Consider the following 21,174-nt stretch of genomic DNA (forward strand, 5'->3'; position numbering starts at 1 on the left):
CAAATGGCTATCTTGCAAGGTTTAGCACTATTACTTGTTGTACTTTGTCTATTTACACTTTTCAGTTACCGTGCGCCTTACGGAATGAAGGCGATGGGCGCTTTAGCTAATGCAGCAATCGCAAGTTTTCTTATTGAAGCATTTCACCGTTATATAGGTGGAGAAATGTTTCATAATGACTTTTTACAATCAGTAGGAGAAGCTTCTGGTAGTATGAGCGGTGTCGCAGCAGCGATTTTAGTCGCATTAGCAATCGGTGTTTCCCCCGTATACGCTGTTTTAATTGGTATCGCTACTAGTGGATTCGGTATTTTACCAGGATTTTTCGCCGGATACGTTTGTGCCTTCGTCGTGAAATTTCTCGAAAAGAAATTACCGGCTGGTGTGGAATTTTTAGCAATCCTATTTATCGCTGCACCAATCTCACGTGGAATGGCAATGCTTATGGATCCGCTCGTTAACGCAACACTTGGTAAAATCGGTTCTATGATATCAGTTGCAACTACAGAAAGTCCTATCATTATGGGTATTATGCTTGGTGGATTAATAACAGTTATTTCTACCTCTCCACTGAGTTCTATGGCACTAACTGCAATGCTTGGATTAACAGGTTTACCAATGGCAATTGGTAGTCTTGCCGTAGCAGCCTCAGCCCCGATGAACTTTATTTTCTTTAAGCGACTAAAAATTTGCTCAAAGAAAGACACAATCGCTGTAGCAATCGAGCCTTTAACACAAGCAGATGTTGTTTCAGCAAATCCAATTCCAATTTATGCAACAAACTTCGTTGGCGGTGCACTTGCCGGTATTATTACATCGCTATTCCAGCTTGTTAATAATGCACCAGGAACAGCATCACCAATTCCAGGTCTTCTTGTCCTATTCGGATTTAATGACGTTATAAAAGTAACGATTGCTGCTGTACTATGTGGAATCGTTACCACTATTGTCGGATACATCGGGTCTATTGTGTTCCGTAAATATCCGATCCGCTCTGCTGATGAAATTCGTGGAGTTACTTCGGAAGAGAAGGTTGCATAAGAAAAAGAGCTATTCCCATCGTTTGAGAATAGCTTTTTTTGTGTTGCGTAACGGTAAATGAAATTATATCGGCGATTTTTTAAATATATCGACTTACCGACACATAACGACAAAGCAAGAGCCCTCTAATCATATAGAGGGCTCTTACTTTATCTAGCTGCAGCGGCTAGAATGATCGGTGGCTTCGCTTCTTCCTTCGAGGCAAAAAGAGCCTCTACGTCTGAAGCTCCATCCCCCTCACATTCTGAGCGAGCCGCTTCCGCTTTTATTTCTATCCAGTTACGCCTCCTAGACCCTTGCGTCTAAGAACCTTCCCTGCCAAAAGGTAAAAAGCACCTTTTGCAGGAAAGAACCTTAGTCACCGGGTCTAAACAGTCGGCTTCACTTTTATTTTACCCAACCGAGCAGCATTTCCCGCACGAATTTGCTTGCTGCGACTGGTGTTTGATCACTATGGTCGTAGACTGGGGCTACTTCTACTAAGTCTGCTCCAACTACATTTATATTTGAATTTGCAATTGCTACGATGGAATCTAATAATTCTTTAGATGTGATACCGCCAGCTTCTAACGTTCCTGTTCCTGGAGCGTGAGCTGGGTCTAATACATCAATGTCGATTGTGACATAGACTGGGCGTCCAGCAAGTTTCGGTAATACTTCTTTTAACGGTTCTAATACGTCAAATTTATATAAGTTCATACCTACTTCTTTCGCCCATTCAAATTCTTCCTTCATTCCAGAACGAATTCCGAAAGAATATACGTTTTCCGGACCAATTAAATCACACACTTTACGAATTGGTGTAGAGTGGGATAAAGGCTCCCCTTCATACGATTCACGTAAATCAGTATGAGCATCCATGTGGATGATTGCTAAATCCGGATATTTTTTTGCCATTGCCTTAAAAATTGGCCAAGACACTAGGTGCTCACCGCCGAGACCTAGTGGAAACTTATCGGCATCTAAAAGTTTTGATACATACTCTTCAATCATGTCTAAGCTGCGTTGTGCGTTTCCGAATGGTAATGGGATATCACCCGCATCAAAATATTTTACCTCTTCTAATTCACGATCTAAATACGGACTATATTCTTCAAGACCGATTGATACTTCACGAATACGTGCAGGGCCAAAACGAGATCCTGGACGGTAACTTACTGTCCAATCCATAGGCATCCCATAAATAACTACCTTTGACTCTTCAAAACTTGGATGACTTTTAATAAATACTTTACCTGAATAAGCTTCATCAAAACGCATATTCTTTTCCTCCTTATGTGGAACTTAAGGTATCCCAACCTTTCACTATTTCTCAAATTTGGAGCGAATTGCTCCTCTTTCTCGATTTACCGGGTCTTCTTTTTAACAACAAGAAGACGATTTTCTCTACAGAAGTGTAAGTAGCTAGCATGTTCAAGTCTTCTGGACAAACACCTTAAATGAGCTACTCACACTTTATTTGTTCAAGCTCGATTTTCTTACTTAATTAAATCGCCAACAAATTTCGGTAATGCGAATGCTGCGTTGTGTAATTCTTTTGTGTAGTATTTCGTTTCGATTTCGTGGAAACGCTCTTCACTTACTTCTAATGGATCATGTTTTTTAGATCCAATTGTGAACGTCCAAAGACCACTTGGGTATGTTGGAATATTAGCTGTGTATAAACGAGTAATTGGGAAAATTTCTTTTACATCTTTAAACACAGTCGTAATTAACTCTGGTGTGAACCAAGGGTTGTCCGTTTGTGCAACGAAAATACCATCTTCTTTTAACGCTTTTGAAATTCCAGCGTAGAAGCCTTTTGTAAATAGGTTTACTGCTGGTCCTACTGGCTCAGTAGAATCTACCATAATTACATCGTATTCATTTTCGCTTTCTGCGATATGTAGGAAACCGTCTCCTACTTTTACTTCTACACGCTCATTATCTAATGCGCCTGCAATTGATGGTAAGTATTGTTTAGAGTACTCAATTACTTTTCCATCGATTTCAACAAGAGTTGCTTTCTTTACACTTGGGTGTTTTAACACTTCACGAATAACACCACCATCACCGCCACCAACAACTAATACGTTTTCAGGGTTAGGATGTGTAAATAAAGGTACGTGCGCTACCATTTCATGATAAACGAACTCATCTTTTTCTGTTGTCATAACCATGCCATCTAAAATAAGCATGTTTCCGAACTCTTCCGTTTCAACCATATCAAGTTTTTGGAATTCTGTTTGCTCCGTATGTAATGTGCGGTTAATACGCGCCGTAATCCCAAAATGTTTTGTTTGTTTTTCAGTGAACCATAGTTCCATCGTACAATCACGCCTTTCAATGCAAATTTATAATAGGGACATCATTAATGTCCCCTAACAAAAATAAAACAAAACATCCAAAATGTATAGTTAAAAGTACAAAAATACCGAAAATATATTTTAGTCAGAGGGTTCTAACATATATGTATAAAGAAAACCCTTTCTTAAGAAAGGGCTTTTGTCTCTATTTCTACTGGTTTACGAATTGGAATTAGGATCATAATACAACCAACTAACACCACAATTCCTCCTACTAAAAACGGACTTTGTGGTGAAACAGTATGACCGATAATTCCTGATAAAATCGGAGCAATTGCGCCCCCTAACCAACGAACAAAGTTATAAACACCTGACGTAACAGATCTTTCATAAGGTGAAATATCCATTACATAACTTGTATATAATGCATTGTTTAAGCCAGATGCTAATCCTGATAAAACGATAAGAGTAATTTGTAACCACATAATTTTCACAAAGAATAGTGCAATTAAGAAAATCGCAAATACAAGTAAACTACCCTTCAATAATGTTTTTGGTTCATATTTCCCTTCTAGCTTATGTGCTAAAATTGCAGAACCGTAAGCTAACGCTAATCCCCATCCGCAAAATACAAAGCCTAATTGAATAGCTGATAAATGCATAATAAGTGGTGAATATGCTAACACAACGAAAAATCCGTAGTAGTATAACATTCCTGAAATCGCACCTTGCATAAACGGTTTATACTTCACCAGGTTAAGTAATTCTCCTACGCCAGCAGCCTTACGCTTCACTTTTCGCTCCGGTTCTTTTACAAAAAAGAATACTAAAATAAATGCTAAGAAAATTAAAATACTCGTCGCGAAAAATGGATAACGCCAAGAATGTCCACCTAATATTCCACCCAATAACGGCCCCCCAGCCATACCTAAGCCAATCGCTGCTTCGTATAATCCTACTGCTTCATGAACTTCTTTACTTAATGCTATTAACAGCGTCATTGCTGTAGCAAAAAACATCGCATTTCCTAATCCCCATCCAGCACGGAAAAGAGATAATTGAGCAATCGTTTGCGATATACCACATATAAACGCAAATACAGTCACAATCGCAAGACCGATTGTCATCATCCGTTTATCACCAAATCTTGATGCAAATATACCAGCTGGTAACATCATGATTGCCATCGTTAAAATATAAGCAGTAAATAACATTTCAACTTGCCAATGCGTTGCACCAATTTTCTCTGCAATAATCGGCAAAATTGGGTCGACTACTCCTATACCCGAAAAGGCAAGGAAGGTAGCCACCACTGTAATCAATCTCCCTAGTTTTTGTTTGCTCTCCATTTTGATTACTCTCCTTTTGTGCTCTCTAAAAATGTTACTGCACGATGTAAACTATCTTCAAGTTCTGCCTTTACACGTTGCATTTGCTCCATTTTTTCGTCTAACGTTTGCACTTGTTTTTCAAGCATATCTTTAATTTCTTGAATCACTTCACGATCACGAGGGTTCTCGCTATTTCTTCTTTGCTCCATTCTTTCTTTTAGTGATAAGAAATGCTGCATTTCTTGAAGTGTGATTCCTAGCACTTCTTTCGCTTCTACAATTCTTTTAATTCTGGCAATATCCTCATCCGTATACAGACGAATATTCCCCTCACTACGTTCTGGGGGATGAATTAAACCAATTTCCTCATAATAACGAAGTGTACGTTTTGTTAAACCGACTTGCTTTGTTACTTCATCAATTTTATACATGTTTATTCCTCCCTTCACTTGATTATTACATTTTACGTTAACGTTAACTTTTCTGCAACTGTTAGACTTTTGTAAATGTTTATCATATTCAATTGTATTTTCCCTAAAGCAGTTTCATAATGAAAGAAAAGAGATAATAAGGAGAATTTCACATGAGTAAACCACTTATTTTCGCTCACCGCGGAGTAAAAGGTACACATCCCGAAAATACGATGATTGCCTTCCAAGAAGCAGAACGCATTGGCGCTCACGGAATTGAACTCGATGTCCACTTATCAAAAGATGGTGAACTTGTCGTAATTCACGATGAAACCGTCGATCGTACAACAAATGGCGTTGGACTTGTTTCGGAAAAAACGGTAGAGGAACTACAATCATTGGACGCTGGTAGCTATAAAGACCCTTCTTTCCATGAAGCAAAAATCCCAACGTTGCGTGAGATTTTCATTTGGCTTTCCACAACGAACTTACAACTAAATATTGAATTAAAGACAGATGTTATTCATTACCCAAATATTGAGGAAAAAGCTGTTGCACTTGTGCGCGAATATCATCTTTCTAATCAAATTGTATTTTCATCATTTAACCATGACTCTGTTTCATTATTAGCAGAAATTGCTCCTGAAATCCCAAGAGCAATTTTATATGATACACCGATTGCTGATCCAATTGCCGAAGCAAAACAGAGAAAAGCAAGTGGATTACATCCAAACTTCCAGCTATTAACGAAAGAATTTGTGCAATTAGCACAAGAGCAAGGATATGTTTTCCGTCCATATACAATTAACGAATACAAAGATTTACAAACTATGATTGATTATGGTGTAGATGTCATCATTACCGATTGGCCAGCACGTGCCTTTGAGCTCCTTTCTTAATGGAAGGAGCTTTTTATTTTCGAAATTTCATTGTTTAAAATAAATGAAAACCCTCAATACTAATACAATAACGCTTGTATTAATGAGGGGCTGAAAAAAGATGGATCAGACTATGAATCCAAAACTTAAAAAATATAAACGTCTTTTCTTCACCGCAATGTTTTCTTGCGTCCTTTTCTTCGTTTTTTCTTTTTTTGTTATTATTATAGTCGCAAAAATTATGGGACCTCCTCCTGTTGCGGTCCCGCAAACAAGCGTCTTTTACGCAAACGATGATACTGTTATTGGACAAAGTAATGAAATTCAAAAACGTTACAATGTATCTCTCAATGAAATTTCTCCTTATGTAAAAGAGGCGACACTATCTATCGAAGACCAACGATTCTACAAACATCACGGCTTCGATGTGAAACGGATTGCGGGTGCAATTGTTGCTGATTTAAAAGCGATGGCAAAGGTACAAGGAGCTAGTACAATTACACAACAATACGCGCGTAATCTGTATTTAGATCATGATAAAACGTGGAAACGGAAATTATTAGAGGCAATGTACACTGTCCGCCTTGAAGTAAACTATAATAAAAATCATATTTTAGAAGGATATTTAAATACAATTTATTACGGACATGGCGCTTATGGAATCGAAGCTGCGTCCCGTCTATATTTCGATAAAACAGCAAAAGATTTAACATTAGCAGAAGCTAGTATGCTCGCAGGTATCCCGAAAGGGCCAAGTGTCTATTCTCCCTTTTTGAAAGAGGATCGTGCTAAAGGACGACAAGCTCTCATATTAGATGAAATGGTCGAACAAGGATATATTACGAACCAACAAGCAGCCTTAGCGAAGAAAGAGCCACTAACTTTTGCCTCATTAGATACGAAAAAAGTAGCAGAGGTCGCACCATATTTCCAAGATGCTGTACAAGCTTCGCTTCTTCGTGATGTTGGATTAGACGAACAAGCTTTACAACGGGGTGGCTTGCGAATTTATACAACGCTAGACCCTAAACTACAAGCTGTAGCAGAGCAAGCTGTAAAAGATCATATACCTGACACAACAAACATACAAACTGCTCTCGTCTCTATGAATCCAACGACAGGTGAAGTGGCTGCTCTTGTTGGCGGAACTGATTATACTACGAGTCAATTTAACAGGGCTACACAAGCCGTTCGTCAGCCTGGTTCTACATTTAAGCCATTTCTATATTATGCAGCATTAGAACGAGGATTCACGCCTGCTACGCGCTTAAAAAGCGAATATACTGTATTTACTTTAGGTGACGGCGTTTCAAAGTATAAACCAAAAAACTATAAAGATTATTATGCAGATGATTTTGTAACGATGGCACAAGCTCTCGCAGTCTCTGATAACATATATGCTGTAAAAACGAATTTATTTTTAGGAGATGACGCACTCGCAAAAACAGCAAAACAATTTGGAATTACAAGTGCATTAAAAGATGTGCCTTCTCTAGCTCTCGGCACATCACCCGTAAAACCAATTGAAATGGTTAACGCTTATAGCATGTTCGCAAACGGTGGAAAAGAAGTAAAACCTACTTTCATTCGCCGCATTATGGATCATGAAGGAAATATATTATACGATGCTCATTTAGAGAGTAAACAAGTTCTCGACAAGAGCAAAGCGTTTGTAATGGAAGAAATGATGACCGGTATGTTTAATAAGAAACTAAGCAGTTATGCTGCTGTAACTGGCCAATCGATGTTATCAAAATTATCAAGAACATATGCCGGAAAATCTGGTTCTACTGAAACGGATAGTTGGATGATCGGATTTACTCCGCAAATCGTAACAGGTGTATGGGTCGGATATGATCAACCTAAATCTATTTCAAACGTAGCAGAACAAGGATATGCGAAGAAAATATGGACTGATACGATGGAGAAAGGCTTAGATGGACAGCCCAAAAAAGAATTTAAACAACCAGGTGACGTCGTAGCGGTTAATATCAACCCAGAGAACGGTAAAATTGCTACAAAAAATTGTCCTATTTCTGTGAAAATGTATTTCGCTAAAGGTACCGAACCGACTGAATATTGTATGGATCACGTCGATGATAAAGAAGAATTTGAAAAAACGACTGAAGAAAAGAAAAAAACAAGTTGGTGGAAAAAATATCTTCCTTGGTAAAAAAAATAGCTGACGGGCATCCGTCAGCTATTTTTTATTCACTTAATAATGCAAGGCGCAATTCTTCACTAGATTCGTTCCAAATCGCTTCATTATGTTCTTTCAAGAACGTACCAAGTACTTTTTTAGATGATTCATCCATATGGTCAACCATAATGTGACGCTTCATTGATTTATCCATTTTGTTTACGTGTTCTGGAAGTGATTTATATCCGCGACGAATTTCACGGTCTACTGTCATTTCACAAGCTGTTACACCTGCGTAATAAGCACCAGTTGCAGTTCTTTCAATCGTTACCCAAACAAGCCAAAATGGTTTTCCGTTTGGAACTTCATCTTTATTTGTTAAAAACTTAATACCTTTTTCTACTGTACTACGCGCATGCATCGCACCGATATCAACGAATGCGGTTTTCTCTAGTACATCAACAAATACAGGTGAAATGTTTTCTAGGCTTAATGCCCCAACACCAAATCCACCATGTCCATCTGTTGAATCATTTTTCACAATATTAAAACCGATTTTTTTCTTTTTCTCTGTCATATGTAAAATCCTCCTCACTTAAAAATTATAAAAGGCCAAAAATAGGCGCAATGATACTTTGTAAAAACATTAATACATGCGGAATAACTACCTGGAAAATAGGTTGAATTGTGTAATTACTAAGCGGTGTAATAACGAGAATTAATAACGCAATCGCTCCATATTTTTCATACTGTGTCATTTTCGCGCGAATATTTGCTGGTGCTAAATCTTCCACTACACGATACCCATCAAGTGGCGGGATCGGTAATAAATTAAATACAAGTAAAACAATATTTAACATAATAAAGAGCTCAAAAAACTTTCCTAATGTTTCAGCTACTGCAACTGGAACTGCATCTAACACTCCAAATACTGCTAAGCTATACAAAATAATTAAACCAATTGCACTTAAAATTAAGTTACTAATCGGCCCTGCAATTGAAACTAATATGCCTGCAAGACGCGGTCTTTTAAAGTTATATGGGTTAACAGGAACCGGTCTGGCCCAACCGAATCCAAGAATTAATACTGCAATCAAACCGATAGGGTCTAAATGAGCCATCGGTGATAACGTTAAACGCCCTTGTCTCTTTGCTGTATCGTCCCCAAATTTATATGCAACATATGCATGTGCAAATTCATGAACGGATAATGCAATAATAATCGCCATTGCTACCAACGGAATTTCGTGCAATGGATATCTAAATAACTGATCCATACTTCATCTCCTCTTCCATATGTCAAAAAAAGAAATTATTTGTTTTTTCGATTGTTCTTCCCCATAATCCGCTATAATAAGAGTGTAACTTACATAAAAGGAGCGATTGTACATGCCATACGTAACAGTGAAAATGCTAGAAGGACGCACAGAAGAACAAAAGAAAGCTCTTGCTGAGAAAGTAACAGCAGCAGTAAGCGAAACAACTGGTGCTCCTGAAGAAAACATCGTTGTTTTCATCGAAGAAATGTCTAAGAATCATTATGCAGTTGGCGGAAAACGCTTAAGCGACAAATAATTTCAAGTTTTTCATAAGAAGCAGCCACTAGCTGCTTCTTATTTCTTTCCTTCTAACAACTCAATAATTCTCTCTTTATATTTTCCTTTTCTTCCATCTTCATAGATTAAATCATGTGGATAGAATAGCTTTTGGTCCGTTCTTTTCTTACCTGTAATCGCCTCAACAATATCCGATTCACGTGAAAGCTCTCTAAGCTCTCCGTTTGGCATAAGAAGTAGGATTGGCAAACGCTCTTCTTCTTCTCCTGCACGATAAAAGTCATACGGTAAGTCTGATGTTGAATCAACTACTAAATAATACTCCGGATCAAGTCCAATCTTTTTAAATAAACTACTTAATTCCATCCAATTATCTAAACCGTGTTTATCTGTAAACTCTACATATTTAAATAGATTTCGATTCATAAAACGGCGGCATAGATCGCTTAAAATTGGATCTTCTTCTTCCTGCCATACTTGGAAGTAGTAATACATAACGTTCTCGTCTAACTTTAAATAATCCTCTACTGTTACTTCTTCTTCAAATAAAGAATAGAAATGAACAGGATGATTTTTAAATGTATAATACTTCTCGTGCAATGATTTAGCACGGTGTAAAATCTTCGTTAAAATAACTTCTGCACTTCGCGTTACCGGATGGAAATATACTTGCCAATACATTTGATAACGACTCATAATGTAATGCTCAACAGCATGCATACCACTATTTTTAATGACTACTTGATCCCCATACGGGCGCATTACACGCAGTATACGTTCCATATCGAAGTTTCCATACTTTACGCCTGTAAAATAAGCATCTCTTAATAAATAATCCATACGATCCGCATCAATTTGGCTCGAAATCATACTAATTGCTAATTTATTAGTAGACGTTTTTGCAATTACATCTGCTACCTTTTGTGGAAACTCCTTATCAACACGACTTAATACATCATTAATCTCCGTATTGCCAACAATAATCTTTTGCGTAAATTTCTCATGATCTAATGAAAATACTTTTTCAAACGAGTGAGAAAATGGGCCGTGACCGACATCATGAAGTAATGCCGCACATAAACATAACAATCTATCTTCAGCATTCCAATTTGGTCTGCCATCAAACACATCATCAATCATACGACGAATAATTTCGTATACACCTAACGAATGAGTAAAGCGACTATGCTCTGCACCGTGAAATGTAAAAAATGTCGTTCCAAGCTGCTTAATACGGCGCAAGCGTTGAAATTCTTTCGTTCCGATTAAATCCCAAATAACACGATCACGCACGTGCACATATTTATGTACTGGGTCTTTAAACACTTTTGTTTCGCTGAGTTTGTCGTTTAAATATACCACTTTCCGACATCCCCCTTTCTTTACTACATTCTTACTTTATATTATAAACGAAATGAGAAACAGAAAGAAATGAAAGACTGTATTAATTACCTTTATAAAAAGAAAAAATCACCTTTACCGAAGTAAAAGTGATTTCCTTTATACATTATTTACCTAAAACGAATTCAGCAACTTCGTCTAAGATCATATCTTTCCCTAATGGGAAGTAACCTTTGTTTAAGTCTTCATTTTTAATTGTGAATACGTGGTTGTTTTTAACAGCGTTCATGTTTTTCCAAATTGATTCTTCTTGGAATTCTTTTAAGCGCTGAGAACCGTCACCAGTTGTAAATACGAATAAGTAATCTGGGTTGTAATCGATTAAAGCTTCTTTTTGTACTTGTACTAGTGGTTTATCAGTTGGTGTACCTTTAACTGCTGGTAGTTTTAAATCATTAAAGATTACGCTACCGTAACCGTAGTCACCGTATACGCGGAAAGCATTTGGATACGCAGCCATTTTCATAAATGTTGCTTCACCAGTTTTAGCGACGATTTTGTCATGTAATTTGCTTGCTTTTTCATCATACTTTTTGAACCATTCTTTTGTTTCTTTTTCTTTACCGAAGATTTGACCTACTTCTTCGAATTTTGGACGCCATTGATCTAATGGAGTGTTTAACATAACTGTTGGTGCAATTTTAGATAATTGATCATAAATCTTTTCTTGACGATTATTTACAAGAATTAAATCTGGTTTTGCAGCAGCTACTGCTTCGATGTTAATTTTATCGCCCCAAGCAGAACCAACTGGTTTAACGTCTTTTAGTTTCTTTTCAATATGTGCATCAATTTTTTCTTGAGATGTATTAGCAGTAATAACCGGTTTCATACCGAAAATTAATAATTCTTCTGTTGAACCACTAAGGTCAGCAATTTTCTTTGGGTTTGCAGGAATTTTAATTTCCCCTTTTGCATGTTTTACAGTGCGCTCTTCAGTCTTTGCATCTGCTTTCTTTTCTTCTTCTTTGTTAGAACAAGCAGCAAATAGTACAGAAGTCACAACTAATACCATTGCTAATAGTGCCATTTTAAAATTCTTCATGTTCCCACTCCTTCTAGCTGTATTTATCTTATAAGTTGCAATGAACTATAAGAAACGAAGATAACAATTAATCAATATATTTTTATTAATTGTTGTTAATACCCCATTCTAACGGGCGTTCAACTTCCCATTCTTATATAAGAAGCTCAACGTCCATTAGAAGTCCCCCCTCTTCACGAGGGGGGTTCTACTTAAGCTTTTTTACGCAATTGATTACTAATCATCGCTAAATCATATGTTAAGCAAATTGGCTTACAGTTTACTGGACATGGAACGATTTGAGCTTCAATCTCAAATACGTTACGAAGTGTTTCACTTGTCATAACTTCATCTGGTGTTCCTTGTTTCATTAACTTACCTGCTTTTAATGCAATCATATGATCTGAGAAACGCGAAGCGTGGTTTAAGTCATGGATAACCATAACGATCGTTCTACCTTCTTCTTCGTTTAATTTTTTCAATAAGTTTAATACTTCTAATTGATGAGCCATGTCTAAGTACGTTGTTGGTTCATCTAATACAAGTAATTCTGTTCCTTGCGCAAGAGCCATTGCGATCCACACACGTTGACGTTGACCACCTGATAGTGCTTCTGCTGGACGATTCGCAAATTCTTTCATTCCTGTCACTTCAAGTGCCCAGTTAATGTAGCGATAATCCTCTTCTTTCAACGTGCCAAACCCTTTTTGATGAGGGAATCTTCCGTATGACACAAGCTCAAATACAGTAAGACCCGTTGGTACTTCTGCAGTTTGTGGTAAAATCGCCATTTTCTTTGCAATTTCTTTCGTTGGCTGTTTCTCAATTGCTTTTCCGTCAAGATAAACAGTACCTTGCTTTGCCTTCAAAATACGAGACGCCGTTTTTAATAATGTGGACTTCCCACAACCATTTGGTCCAATAATTGTTGTAATTTTCCCTTCCGGAATTTCAACTGTTAATCCATCAATAATTAAACCTTCATTATAGCCAACAGATACCGCATCTACCGCTAAAGTTGCCATACGAAAAGCCTCCCTTTATTTTGTCCTCATAAGTAAATAAATGAAATACGGTGCACCAATTACAGAAATAACAAGACCGACTGGTATTTCTGAAGTTGTTAGTACACTTCTTGAAATTACGTCTGCGAATAAAAGTAAAAACGTTCCTATTAGCGCAGCTGTGGGCAACATAATTTGATGCTTACCACCAACAAGGCGCCTTGCTAAATGCGGGGCCATTAAACCGATAAAGCCAATTCCGCCGGCAACAGCAACAGATGCACCTGCTAAACAAACTGCAATAAATAATAATTTACGTCTTTCTTTTTCTACGTTTACACCAAGGCCAACTGCTGTAGAATCGCCTAGGTTCATTACATTTAATATGTGTGCTTTACTTATAGCAAGAGGTAAGAAAATAACCATCCATGGAAGTACACTTAATACAAATTTCCAATCTGTACCCCACAGACTTCCCGCCAGCCAAATCGTAGCAAAACGAAAATCGTTAGATGTCATCTTCATAGAGAAAATTAAACTAACAGCTCCAAATCCAGCTGCAACGGCAATACCGACAAGTATTAATCGAGTCGATGAAACGCCGTCTTTCCATGCTAGTAAATAAATAATTACCGCTGCTAATATCGCTCCAACTAGTGCGAAAAATGGAAGAATGAATACAGATAAAAATGTACCAGTCCCTACTTTCCCGAAGAAGAAGTAGACGAATATAACAACTGTTAATCCCGCTCCAGCATTAATCCCTATAATACCTGGATCAGCAAGCGGATTTCTTGATAAACCTTGCAAAATCGCACCTGACATAGCTAAAGCAGATCCGACTAGTATAGCAATTACCATACGCGGCATACGGAATTCAAATAAAATAACAGACTGATCTTCAGCCCCTAGTCCAACCAATGACTTTAATACGTCCATTGGGGGTATTTTAAAAGTTCCTGTATTTAAACTAATAAGAAATATAGAAACGATTAGTCCTACTAAAATCGTTAATATAGAAATGTTCTTTTTTGTTAAGACACTCGTCCTCACATCTTTCCTCTCCCTTCATTACGTGCTAAGTAGAGGAAGAATGGAACCCCAATTAGCGCTGTAATTGCTCCAATTGGCGTTTCAAATGGCGGGTTAATAACGCGAGATAACATATCTGCACATTCAATTAACAGCCCGCCTAAGACCGCAGAACATGGAATAACCCATCTATAGTCCGAGCCTACAAGGAAACGAGTCATATGCGGGATTACAAGACCAACAAACCCTACTGATCCTGCCATGGAAACTGCGGAACCCGTTAAAACAAGAACAAGTACTGTTCCGATAAATTTAATTAATGTCGTATTTTGACCAAGTCCAATTGCAATTTCTTCACCGAAGCTCAAAATTGTAATATATCTCGACATCATAATTGCGATAAAAAGGCAAACAAGGCCAATTGGCACTAACATATTAATGCTTTGCCATTTCACTCCAGCAACTCCGCCTGCATTCCACATGCTCACCTCTTGGGCAAGATTGAAATACAATGCGATTCCAGATGAAATTGCCCCTAATAAAGCACTAATAGCTGCACCTGCTAAAGCTAATTTCACAGGTGTTAATCCACCTGGTGAAGAAGACCCAATTCCATATACAATGCTTGCACCAAACGCAGCTCCAATAAAAGATGCGATAACAAACAGTAAATAAGGTGAATTAGGGAAAAATGCATACATAATTGCAATTCCAAATACAGCCCCATCTGTAATCCCCATTAACGATGGTGAAGCAAGTGGATTTCTCGTCATACCTTGCATAATTGCTCCTGATACCGCTAAAAAGGCACCTGCAACTACGCCCCCTATTGCTCTAGGCATGCGAAGCTCTTGAATTACGTTATGATGTGTAATAGATCCATCAAACTGAAATACAGCTTGCCATACAGTCTTTAAACTAATATCTGCAGCCCCAAAAGAAATAGAAACTGCCATGCTTAAAGCTAACAAAACTGTACCCGCTACTAAAATAATAGAAGCGATGAGCGGTCTGCTCTTAATCTCTTTAACATTCTCTTCTTGCTGTTCTATACTGCTTGCGCTCGCTTCCATCCCTCAACCATCCTAACCAACAACATATATTTATTAAAATGAAATTTATTCTCAAATAGTAATAAAAAAATTAGGTGAATTGTTATTTTCCTGATAATGATTCTCAGAATCAGACACTTCTATTCTACCTATCGCTTTAAAAGACTGTCAACCATTATTTTGAAATATAAATTTATATAAATTGGAACTTTAATACAAAAGTTATATCCATCCTTTAGAAAACGTTCGTCCACACAAGAGTACTTTCGCAGAATAAATCTTTCCTCTTATGGGCATAAAAAAAGAAGAGTAATCTTTTCACTCTTCTTTTTCTTACTTATTTAACTTTGCTTCAATTTTTACGATTAACTCATCTTCTGTTGGAGCCGCAACTGGACGGTTATTTACAAATGCGAATGATTTTTTACGACCAGGACCACAGTAAGACTGACATCCAACTTCAATCGTTGCACATGAATCTACTTTTTTTAACTTCGGAACTAACGTTTTAACGTTCGTTGCCTGACAGTCATCGCACACGCGAAATTCGTTTCCCATTATATAACACTTCCTCTATTTTAAACTTTTCTCAAGTTCGTTTAAAAATAAACACTAAATGGTATTTTACCGCTCTTTGAAGCTCGTTGCAAGTTTCCCTACAAAGCCTATTCTCTACATAATGCTACATATTTATATGCTCTCCTACAGAAGCGCTCACCATTCATGGGAAAATTTTTACCTTTCATCGAAATCTACCATATTTTTAAAAGCTTTGTATAAAAGTTTATTTTTTTGCCCATTATAAAAATAGGAAGTTCATAAAAAGAAAGGGAGTTGAATCTATGAAAGTAAGACAAGATGCTTGGACAGATGAGGATGATTTATTACTTGCTGAAACAGTACTTCGTCATGTTCGAGAAGGAAGTACGCAATTAAATGCATTTGAGGAAGTAGGAGATCAGTTAAATCGTACATCTGCTGCTTGTGGTTTCCGCTGGAATGCTGTCGTTCGCTATAGCTATGAACAAGCTCTTCAACTAGCAAAAAAACATCGTAAAGATAAAATGCGTGCTGCAAGCGGTGAACAAGCGAAAAAACGTTTACTTTATACACCACCAGCTTCAGATTCGGTAACTGATTATGAAGAATTAATACAAGAAGAATCAATCGTACAATATAAAGAAGCTATTCCATATCAAGAATCTACTGCTCCTGCTGCAAGAAGCTCTATGACAATGCAAGATGTTATTTATTTTTTACAAACAGTCGGATCTTCAAATATAAAAGTGACAGCTCTTGAAAACGAGAATACGAGATTGAAACAAGAAGTTAAAGCACAAATCCTTCGGAATGAGGAACTAGAAAAGAAACTAGAAAAGTTAGAAAAGCAATCTCATACTGTACAAGAAGATTACGAAACACTTATGAACATTATGAACCGAGCTCGTAAATTGGCAGTCATGGATGACGAAGAACGTTCTCAAACATCTTTCCGAATGGACCGAAACGGTAATTTAGAAAAAATTGCAGAATAAAAAGGATGCATGTAATGCATCCTTTTTATTATTTCACCTTTAAGCTCCCCCTTTATATGTGAGAAAACTCCATTCTTCATTTTTTGCTATAATAGAGATTGTCATTTTAAAGATAAGGGGTTAGTTATATGAGCAATTCCCGTTCCATTTTATCTCAGCCAGAGTGGCGCATTGTAGATCAGTCTAGTTTGGGACCAACATTCCATGCACTTCAGTCATTCGCAATGGATGACACATTATGCACAAGCATTGGAAATGGCAAGTCAGCCGCAACAATGCGTTCTTGGGCTCATCACAATACAATTGTCCTTGGCATTCAAGATTCACGCCTTCCGCATTTAGAAGAAGGTATTTCTTTTTTAAAACAACACAACTTCAATGTTATTGTTCGTAATTCTGGCGGGCTTGCAGTCGTGCTTGATGAAGGTGTTTTAAACGTATCACTTTTATTCCAAGAAACAGAAAAAGGTATCGATATTGATCTTGGATACGATACGATGTGGCATTTAATTAAGGAGATGTTAAAGGATTACAACGTTACTATCGAGGCAAAAGAAATTGTTGGCTCTTACTGTCCTGGTAGTTATGACTTAAGTATTCGCGATCAAAAATTCGCTGGTATTTCACAACGTCGTATTCGCGGCGGTGTCGCTGTCCAAATTTATCTCTGTGCTACCGGAAGTGGCTCTGAGCGTGCCGCACTCGTTCGTGATTTCTACAACCTAGCAATTCAAGGAAAAGAAACACGCTTTACGTACCCTGAAATTGTACCAAGTACGATGGCCTCACTCTCAGAATTACTTGGCGAAACCATTACAGTACAAGATTTAATGATGCGTCTTTTAAAAACATTGCAGCAATTCGCTCCAAAGTTAACACCATCTCAATTAACAATAGATGAGATTCCTTTATATGAGACGAATTTACAACGTATTATTGATCGTAATAATAAAGCACTTGGCTTAGAAAAATAAAAATGACCACCCTTAGGGTGGTCATTTTCCATACTAATTCATTTTAGAATTAAAGTGCTTGAGCTGCTGTAATTAAAGCTAACTTGTACACTTCTTCTTCGTTACATCCACGAGATAGGTCATTTACAGGCATGTTTAAACCTTGTAAGATTGGTCCTACTGCTTCGAAGTTACCTAAACGTTGAGCGATTTTGTAGCCGATATTACCAGCTTCTAAGCTTGGGAATACGAATACGTTAGCATCACCTTTAATTGTAGAACCTGGAGCTTTTTTCTCAGCTACAGATGGTACGAATGCAGCATCGAATTGGAATTCTCCATCTAAAGTTAACTCAGGAGCCATTTCTTTTGCAATGCGAGTTGCTTCTACAACTTTTTCTGTTTCTGGAGATTTCGCAGAACCTTTTGTAGAGAAGCTTAACATAGCAACACGTGGATCAATGCCGAATAACTCAGCAGTTTTCGCACTTTCGATACCGATTTCAGCTAAATCTTGGCTGTTTGGTGCAATGTTAATTGCGCAATCAGCGAATACATATTTCTCTTCTTCACGTACCATGATGAATACGCCAGAAGTTTTTGTAACGCCTGGTTTTGTTTTAATAATTTGAAGTGCCGGACGAACTGTATCAGCTGTAGAGTGAGCTGCACCACTTACTAAACCGTGTGCTTTGCCCATGTATACAAGCATTGTACCGAAGTAGTTTTCGTCTTTAAGGATTTTGCGAGCGTCTTCTTCAGTTGCTTTACCTTTACGGCGTTCAACGAAAGATGCTACCATTGCATCCATTTCTTCGTATGTAGCTGGGTCGTAAATATCAACACCTGCTAATGTTAAATTCATGCTAGCAGCTTTTGCGCTAATTTCTTCCTTATTACCAACTAAGATTGGTTTTACTAACTCTTCTTTTGCTAAACGCTCTGCAGCGCCTAAAATTCTTTCATCAGTTCCTTCAGGAAGTACGATAGAAATGCCTTTTCCTTGAACTTTTTCTTTTACTGTTGTAAATAAGTTGCTCACGAATAAACCCTCCTACATATGTTAAAAAACTCTATCTTTAAGAATACTGCTTTTCTTCTATATTTTAAACTTATAGCTCCCAAAAAATAGATAAAATAAAAATGATTATATTTTCATAAAATTCAGCCGTTAAATTCACCTCGCTTAAACACTTAAATGTGACAATTTTATGCGCCAAGGTTTTATATAGATGATTTTAAAACTATATATGCTATAGTTAACGTGTAAAACTATCATTAACTGAGGTGAATAGAATGAGTGAAGCAACAACAACGTTAGATGGCTGGTATTGTTTACATGATTTACGTTCTATTGATTGGGCTGCATGGAAAACATTATCTAGCGACGAACGCGGACAAGCAGTGTCTGAATTTTTAAATGTCGTTGAAAAATGGAACGAAGTAGCTACTGCGAAAAAAGGTAGTCACGCAATGTATACAGTTGTTGGTCAAAAAGCTGATATTATGCTTATGATTTTACGTCCAACAATGGAAGAGTTAAATGAAATTGAGACAGAATTGAATAAAACAACATTAGCTGAATATATGGTTCCTGCATATTCTTACGTATCTGTTGTTGAACTAAGCAACTACCTTCCAGCTGATGAGGATCCATATCAAAATCCACAAATTTTAGCTCGCTTATATCCTGAATTACCGAAAGCAAATCATATTTGCTTCTATCCAATGGATAAGCGTCGCCAAGGTGATGACAACTGGTACATGCTTCCTATGGAAGAGCGTAAAAAAATGATGTACAGTCACAGCAAGATTGGTCGCCAATACGCAGGGAAAGTACGCCAAGTTATTTCAGGATCTGTTGGATTCGATGATTTCGAGTGGGGCGTAACATTATTCGCTGACGATGTTCTTCAATTTAAGAAACTTATATATGAAATGCGATTTGATGAAGTAAGTGCTCGTTATGGTGAATTCGGAACATTCTTCGTTGGAAACATCTTACCAGACGAAAAAGTAGAGAAATTTTTACACATATAATATTGAAAAAGGGACGAAATTCGTTCCTTTTTTTATTTCCCTCTATATTTCTCCTCAAAAAACTCCTTTTTCCCGCAAATTCGAACAAAAACCGACAAATCCCTTACAAAATTGTAACTTTTCTATATCCAAATTCATGCTAAAATGGTACGAGCTATATGCTAATAACGATGCGAAGGTGATAATTTATATGAAGAAAATCTTGTCTATTTTACTAGCGCTTATATTGTCAATTTCTTCCTTAAGAGTAACAACATCCCATGCGGAAGAAAAAATACAAATAGAAGCTGCTGCTGCACTTCTATTTGATGCAGATACAGGGAAAATACTGCATGAACAAAACCCAGACGAACTGCTAGCTATTGCTAGTATGTCAAAATTAATTGTTGTTTACGCTGTTTTAGAAGCAATTAAAGAAGGGAAAATTACTTGGGATACGAAAGTAAATATTTCCGATTACGCTTATGAAGTCTCACGTAATAATGAATTCTCTAACGTACCATTTGAGAAAGGACGTCAATATACTGTAAAAGAATTATATCATTCTATTGTTATCTTTTCTGCAAACGGGTCTAGTATTGCTTTAGCAGAGCTACTTGCAGGAAGTGAGAAAAACTTCTTAAATCTTGCAAATGAACATGCAAAAAAACTAGGGTTAAAGAAATATAAATTTGTAAACGCTACTGGTTTAAATAACGCTGACTTAAAAGGGAAACATCCCGAGGGTACTGATCCAAATGCAGAAAACTCTATGTCAGCTCGCGATATGGGTATACTTTCAAAAGTAATGATTACAAAGTATCCAGAAATGCTAGAGGATACAAAACAAAGATTTAGAAACTTCCCAGACAATCATCCAAAACCAATTCGTATGGAAAACTGGAACTGGATGTTACCAGGAGCTGCCTTCGCTTATGAAGGTACTGATGGTTTAAAAACAGGAAGTTCTGATACAGCTGGATATGGATTTACTATTACTGCGAAACGCGGTGATTTACGTCTTATCTCGGTTATTATTAAAACGAAATCAATGGACGAGCGCTTCACAGAATCTCGTGAATTAATCGAATATGGATTTAATAACTTCGAAAAACAAAAGCTCAAGGTTGATAAAAATAACAAAATCTCTGTAGTAAAAGGGAAAGAAGATCAAGTAACGGTTGCACCTGAAAAAGAAATAACAGTAATTGCGAAAAAAGGTAGCAAAGATCCTTATAAAATTGGGACTGAATTAGATAAATCTCTTGCTGAAGATGGACATTTAGTTGCTCCTGTTAAGAAAGATGCTAAAGTAGGCTCAATTACTTTAGCATCAACTGATAAATATGGTTTCTTAGACGGTAGTAAAAGTATGAAAGTTACTGCAAAAACAACAGAGGAAGTTGAAAAAGCAAATTGGTTTGTGCTAACAATGCGCTCTATTGGAGATTTCTTCTCAAACTTATGGTCTAAAGTATTTTAATGATGAAAAGCTAGCTCACGCTAGCTTTTT

The 21,174-nt window shown here is 37.1% G+C and carries 21 protein-coding genes; 8 read left to right on the forward strand and 13 right to left on the reverse strand.

Annotated features, from left to right (window positions below; all coding sequences use genetic code 11):
* Positions 1 to 3 precede the first annotated feature (3 nt).
* Positions 4 to 1,041: a PTS sugar transporter subunit IIC gene (locus tag OXT04_RS27345; protein ID WP_000996313.1), complete on the forward strand. Its 1,038-nt coding sequence runs from the start codon at positions 4 to 6 to the stop codon at positions 1,039 to 1,041.
* Between the two features lie 387 nt (positions 1,042 to 1,428).
* Here the strand turns inward: OXT04_RS27345 and speB are convergent, their stop codons facing one another.
* The 4 genes from speB to OXT04_RS27365 form a co-directional block, all read right to left on the reverse strand.
* Entirely contained in the window at positions 1,429 to 2,301 is an 873-nt protein-coding gene (gene speB, locus OXT04_RS27350) for an agmatinase (protein ID WP_001209831.1), read from the reverse strand.
* A gap of 218 nt (positions 2,302 to 2,519) precedes the next feature.
* Positions 2,520 to 3,347: a polyamine aminopropyltransferase gene (gene speE / locus OXT04_RS27355; protein WP_000424696.1), complete on the reverse strand. Its 828-nt coding sequence runs from the start codon at positions 3,345 to 3,347 to the stop codon at positions 2,520 to 2,522.
* Positions 3,348 to 3,511: 164 nt separating this feature from the next.
* Positions 3,512 to 4,675 carry an MFS transporter gene (locus OXT04_RS27360; protein WP_000444233.1) on the reverse strand — a complete coding sequence of 388 codons (1,164 nt, stop codon included), beginning with the start codon at positions 4,673 to 4,675 and terminating at the stop codon, positions 3,512 to 3,514.
* 5 nt (positions 4,676 to 4,680) lie between these two features.
* The gene (locus tag OXT04_RS27365; RefSeq protein WP_000276560.1) at positions 4,681 to 5,088 is read right to left on the reverse strand and encodes a MerR family transcriptional regulator; all 408 of its coding nucleotides are present in this window, start codon (positions 5,086 to 5,088) and stop codon (positions 4,681 to 4,683) included.
* 152 nt (positions 5,089 to 5,240) lie between these two features.
* Between OXT04_RS27365 and OXT04_RS27370 the strand changes: the two genes are divergently transcribed.
* Both OXT04_RS27370 and OXT04_RS27375 read left to right on the forward strand, forming a co-directional pair.
* The gene (locus OXT04_RS27370; protein WP_000042783.1) at positions 5,241 to 5,966 is read left to right on the forward strand and encodes a glycerophosphodiester phosphodiesterase; all 726 of its coding nucleotides are present in this window, start codon (positions 5,241 to 5,243) and stop codon (positions 5,964 to 5,966) included.
* 100 nt (positions 5,967 to 6,066) lie between these two features.
* On the forward strand, positions 6,067 to 8,118 hold the full coding sequence (locus tag OXT04_RS27375; protein ID WP_267418698.1) for a transglycosylase domain-containing protein: 2,052 nt from the start codon (positions 6,067 to 6,069) through the stop codon (positions 8,116 to 8,118).
* A 34-nt stretch (positions 8,119 to 8,152) separates the two neighbouring features.
* Here the strand turns inward: OXT04_RS27375 and OXT04_RS27380 are convergent, their stop codons facing one another.
* Positions 8,153 to 8,662, reverse strand: a complete 510-nt coding sequence (locus OXT04_RS27380; RefSeq protein ID WP_000136682.1) for a YwhD family protein — start codon at positions 8,660 to 8,662, stop codon at positions 8,153 to 8,155.
* 25 nt (positions 8,663 to 8,687) lie between these two features.
* Positions 8,688 to 9,362, reverse strand: coding sequence for a site-2 protease family protein (locus OXT04_RS27385; RefSeq protein WP_000372443.1), 675 nt, complete (start codon positions 9,360 to 9,362; stop codon positions 8,688 to 8,690).
* Positions 9,363 to 9,474: 112 nt separating this feature from the next.
* Here OXT04_RS27385 and OXT04_RS27390 point away from each other — a divergent pair, with 112 nt between their 5' ends.
* Complete coding sequence (locus OXT04_RS27390; protein WP_001147171.1) at positions 9,475 to 9,660, forward strand: 2-hydroxymuconate tautomerase; 186 nt, start codon at positions 9,475 to 9,477, stop codon at positions 9,658 to 9,660.
* 38 nt (positions 9,661 to 9,698) lie between these two features.
* Here OXT04_RS27390 and OXT04_RS27395 read toward each other — a convergent pair whose 3' ends face one another.
* The 6 genes from OXT04_RS27395 to OXT04_RS27420 all read right to left on the reverse strand — a co-directional run bounded on the left by OXT04_RS27395 (position 9,699) and on the right by OXT04_RS27420 (position 15,712).
* Positions 9,699 to 11,003 (reverse strand): HD domain-containing protein, encoded by a 1,305-nt coding sequence (locus tag OXT04_RS27395; protein ID WP_000262741.1) that lies wholly within the window; start codon positions 11,001 to 11,003, stop codon positions 9,699 to 9,701.
* Positions 11,004 to 11,148: 145 nt separating this feature from the next.
* On the reverse strand, positions 11,149 to 12,087 hold the full coding sequence (locus tag OXT04_RS27400; protein ID WP_000787724.1) for an ABC transporter substrate-binding protein: 939 nt from the start codon (positions 12,085 to 12,087) through the stop codon (positions 11,149 to 11,151).
* A gap of 191 nt (positions 12,088 to 12,278) precedes the next feature.
* Positions 12,279 to 13,091 (reverse strand): ABC transporter ATP-binding protein, encoded by an 813-nt coding sequence (locus OXT04_RS27405; protein ID WP_000212068.1) that lies wholly within the window; start codon positions 13,089 to 13,091, stop codon positions 12,279 to 12,281.
* Positions 13,092 to 13,106: 15 nt separating this feature from the next.
* Positions 13,107 to 14,123 carry a FecCD family ABC transporter permease gene (locus OXT04_RS27410; RefSeq protein WP_001260757.1) on the reverse strand — a complete coding sequence of 339 codons (1,017 nt, stop codon included), beginning with the start codon at positions 14,121 to 14,123 and terminating at the stop codon, positions 13,107 to 13,109.
* Positions 14,120 to 15,175: a FecCD family ABC transporter permease gene (locus OXT04_RS27415; protein WP_097821986.1), complete on the reverse strand. Its 1,056-nt coding sequence runs from the start codon at positions 15,173 to 15,175 to the stop codon at positions 14,120 to 14,122. The genes OXT04_RS27410 and OXT04_RS27415 overlap by 4 nt, the downstream gene beginning before the upstream one ends.
* 312 nt (positions 15,176 to 15,487) lie before the next feature.
* Positions 15,488 to 15,712 carry a YuzB family protein gene (locus tag OXT04_RS27420; RefSeq protein WP_000526079.1) on the reverse strand — a complete coding sequence of 75 codons (225 nt, stop codon included), beginning with the start codon at positions 15,710 to 15,712 and terminating at the stop codon, positions 15,488 to 15,490.
* A 284-nt stretch (positions 15,713 to 15,996) separates the two neighbouring features.
* Here OXT04_RS27420 and OXT04_RS27425 point away from each other — a divergent pair, with 284 nt between their 5' ends.
* Entirely contained in the window at positions 15,997 to 16,689 is a 693-nt protein-coding gene (locus OXT04_RS27425; RefSeq protein WP_016079607.1) for an RsfA family transcriptional regulator, read from the forward strand.
* Between the two features lie 128 nt (positions 16,690 to 16,817).
* Positions 16,818 to 17,663 (forward strand): octanoyl-[GcvH]:protein N-octanoyltransferase, encoded by an 846-nt coding sequence (lipL, locus tag OXT04_RS27430; protein ID WP_267418699.1) that lies wholly within the window; start codon positions 16,818 to 16,820, stop codon positions 17,661 to 17,663.
* A 49-nt stretch (positions 17,664 to 17,712) separates the two neighbouring features.
* On the opposite strand, the gene pta is transcribed toward lipL, so the two are convergent.
* Entirely contained in the window at positions 17,713 to 18,684 is a 972-nt protein-coding gene (gene pta / locus OXT04_RS27435; protein ID WP_000067215.1) for a phosphate acetyltransferase, read from the reverse strand.
* A gap of 254 nt (positions 18,685 to 18,938) precedes the next feature.
* Between pta and hemQ the strand changes: the two genes are divergently transcribed.
* The gene (hemQ, locus tag OXT04_RS27440; RefSeq protein ID WP_001287595.1) at positions 18,939 to 19,682 is read left to right on the forward strand and encodes a hydrogen peroxide-dependent heme synthase; all 744 of its coding nucleotides are present in this window, start codon (positions 18,939 to 18,941) and stop codon (positions 19,680 to 19,682) included.
* A 190-nt stretch (positions 19,683 to 19,872) separates the two neighbouring features.
* A complete protein-coding gene (locus OXT04_RS27445; protein ID WP_267418700.1) occupies positions 19,873 to 21,144 on the forward strand; it encodes a serine hydrolase in 1,272 nt (423 codons plus the stop codon).
* Positions 21,145 to 21,174: the final 30 nt, after the last annotated feature.

It is taken from the genome of Bacillus sp. GC_Bacil_1 (genome assembly GCF_026540675.1).
GTDB lineage: Bacteria > Bacillota > Bacilli > Bacillales > Bacillaceae_G > Bacillus_A > Bacillus_A cereus.

What these genes read in the sequence shown, in the direction of transcription:
- OXT04_RS27345 (WP_000996313.1), top strand. Translation starts at nt 4, where the DNA reads ATGGCTATCTTGCAAGGTTTAGCACTATTACTTGTTGTACTTTGTCTA.
- speB (WP_001209831.1), bottom strand. Translation starts at nt 2,301, where the DNA reads ATGCGTTTTGATGAAGCTTATTCAGGTAAAGTATTTATTAAAAGTCAT.
- speE (WP_000424696.1), bottom strand. Translation starts at nt 3,347, where the DNA reads ATGGAACTATGGTTCACTGAAAAACAAACAAAACATTTTGGGATTACG.
- OXT04_RS27360 (WP_000444233.1), bottom strand. Translation starts at nt 4,675, where the DNA reads ATGGAGAGCAAACAAAAACTAGGGAGATTGATTACAGTGGTGGCTACC.
- OXT04_RS27365 (WP_000276560.1), bottom strand. Translation starts at nt 5,088, where the DNA reads ATGTATAAAATTGATGAAGTAACAAAGCAAGTCGGTTTAACAAAACGT.
- OXT04_RS27370 (WP_000042783.1), top strand. Translation starts at nt 5,241, where the DNA reads ATGAGTAAACCACTTATTTTCGCTCACCGCGGAGTAAAAGGTACACAT.
- OXT04_RS27375 (WP_267418698.1), top strand. Translation starts at nt 6,067, where the DNA reads ATGGATCAGACTATGAATCCAAAACTTAAAAAATATAAACGTCTTTTC.
- OXT04_RS27380 (WP_000136682.1), bottom strand. Translation starts at nt 8,662, where the DNA reads ATGACAGAGAAAAAGAAAAAAATCGGTTTTAATATTGTGAAAAATGAT.
- OXT04_RS27385 (WP_000372443.1), bottom strand. Translation starts at nt 9,362, where the DNA reads ATGGATCAGTTATTTAGATATCCATTGCACGAAATTCCGTTGGTAGCA.
- OXT04_RS27390 (WP_001147171.1), top strand. Translation starts at nt 9,475, where the DNA reads ATGCCATACGTAACAGTGAAAATGCTAGAAGGACGCACAGAAGAACAA.
- OXT04_RS27400 (WP_000787724.1), bottom strand. Translation starts at nt 12,087, where the DNA reads ATGAAGAATTTTAAAATGGCACTATTAGCAATGGTATTAGTTGTGACT.
- OXT04_RS27405 (WP_000212068.1), bottom strand. Translation starts at nt 13,091, where the DNA reads ATGGCAACTTTAGCGGTAGATGCGGTATCTGTTGGCTATAATGAAGGT.
- OXT04_RS27415 (WP_097821986.1), bottom strand. Translation starts at nt 15,175, where the DNA reads ATGGAAGCGAGCGCAAGCAGTATAGAACAGCAAGAAGAGAATGTTAAA.
- OXT04_RS27420 (WP_000526079.1), bottom strand. Translation starts at nt 15,712, where the DNA reads ATGGGAAACGAATTTCGCGTGTGCGATGACTGTCAGGCAACGAACGTT.
- OXT04_RS27425 (WP_016079607.1), top strand. Translation starts at nt 15,997, where the DNA reads ATGAAAGTAAGACAAGATGCTTGGACAGATGAGGATGATTTATTACTT.
- lipL (WP_267418699.1), top strand. Translation starts at nt 16,818, where the DNA reads ATGAGCAATTCCCGTTCCATTTTATCTCAGCCAGAGTGGCGCATTGTA.
- hemQ (WP_001287595.1), top strand. Translation starts at nt 18,939, where the DNA reads ATGAGTGAAGCAACAACAACGTTAGATGGCTGGTATTGTTTACATGAT.
- OXT04_RS27445 (WP_267418700.1), top strand. Translation starts at nt 19,873, where the DNA reads ATGAAGAAAATCTTGTCTATTTTACTAGCGCTTATATTGTCAATTTCT.